This is a genomic window from Vibrio sp. 1557 (assembly GCF_033340175.1).
In the GTDB taxonomy this organism is placed as follows: Bacteria; Pseudomonadota; Gammaproteobacteria; order Enterobacterales; family Vibrionaceae; genus Vibrio; species Vibrio alginolyticus.
This window is the reverse complement of record NZ_JAWOVZ010000272.1, coordinates 1-1,062: the sequence shown is the minus strand read 5'-3', so window position 1 is coordinate 1,062 and position 1,062 is coordinate 1. Positions and strand designations below refer to the sequence as shown.

Here is a 1,062-nt window from a genome sequence, read left to right as displayed (position 1 = left end):
CCATTTTGAGAAAAGCCTCTGAGCTGCTGATGTTGTGATGAATCACGCTATCAGGACGCACATTGAAATGCTCCGTGAGAAATTTTTTATGTAAGTCATCATACTGATCGTAGGAAACCGCTGGCGCCTTTGCTAAGGTCTGATTGTTTACACCTTCAGAAAAGTAACGCTGATAAAACTCAGGGTTAGCCACACAAACGTAATCAATTCGTCCTAAGTAATCGGCGCGACAATTTGGTATCGCTTGAGACTCTAAACTGATCGCCCCTGCGACCTCACCACTTTTCAGTTTTTCTATTGAACGTGATTCACCGTAAATCGTCAGCTTCAACTCTACTTGACGAGTTTTCATGACGTCTTGCAAAGCAGGCAGTAACCACGTAGCCAAACTGTCGGCGTTAGTAGCCAAAGACAGTTGTACTGGGCGCGTTGTAGTATCGTTTTTTATCTCAGGTAAAATTTCGTGCTCTAGCAACCGAACTCGGCGGTAAAGCCCCAATAGTTTTTTCCCAATGGGAGTTGGCTTGGGTGGCTGCTCTCGAATTAACACAGGTTGCGCCAAGAATCTTTCGAGCTGTTTAATACGCTGCGAAATGGCAGATTGTGAGACAAACAGATGCTCAGCAGCTCGTTCAAAACTGCCTTGATAAACAACGGCATCCAAGGCTTCTATCCATTTGTAATCCAACCCTCGCATTCACGTTCTCCCAAAAAAACCAACACCAAACCATTAAATAAGTAACTCTAATAATATATTAAAATCATTAATTATACTTATTTAACCAAAGCCATTATCTTTCCCCTCTCTGTCGTTTTCTTAATTATTTGAGGTGTATTGTGAGCTTTTGGGTTTTATTGCAAGGATTTGGTTTAGGGGCATCGATGATCATTCCGATCGGAGCACAAAATGCGTATGTCTTGAATCAAGGCATAAAGCGCAATCACCACCTGACGACAGCCACTATTTGTAGCGTCTTAGATATGATCTTCATTTCTCTAGGTATCTTTGGTGGTGGTGCTATTCTGTCTCAAAATGAAATCCTACTGACATCGGTGACGCTT

At 42.4% G+C, this 1,062-nt stretch carries 2 protein-coding genes; one reads left to right on the top strand and one right to left on the bottom strand.

All coding sequences use genetic code 11. The features are described 5' to 3' along the window. The coding region (locus R7070_RS26440; protein WP_318141548.1) for a LysR family transcriptional regulator ArgP at positions 1-697 on the bottom strand (697 nt) is incomplete at its 3' end. A gap of 140 nt (positions 698-837) precedes the next feature. Between R7070_RS26440 and R7070_RS26435 the strand changes: the two genes are divergently transcribed. Next, positions 838-1,062, top strand: a 225-nt coding sequence (locus tag R7070_RS26435) for a LysE/ArgO family amino acid transporter (RefSeq protein ID WP_318141547.1), incomplete at its 3' end; no start/stop codon positions are given.